The 233-nt window shown below is 55.4% G+C and carries 1 protein-coding gene; it reads left to right on the forward strand.

Annotation, left to right across the window (positions count from 1 at the left end; all coding sequences use genetic code 11):
* The coding region (locus Q4563_RS22905) for a TolC family protein (protein ID WP_303606189.1) at window positions 1-233 on the forward strand (233 nt) is incomplete at both ends.

Here is a 233-nt window from a genome sequence, read left to right on the forward strand (position 1 = left end):
GTCCAACAGTCTGCTGGCGCTATTGCCAGACGAGCAGTTAACCCAACTGGTCAAACAAAGCCTGGCCGCCAATCCCGGATTGCAGCAAACCTGGCTGACGTTGCAGGTTTTGCGTAGCAGCCAGCTTGGTGTGGAAGCCAATCAATTACCGGAAGCCGATCTGTCCTTGTCTGGCAGTCGTAGCGAAGACGATGGCAACAGCTTTACCACTGAGCTATCGGTCAGCTGGGAGC

This window comes from Gilvimarinus sp. 1_MG-2023 (assembly GCF_030548285.1).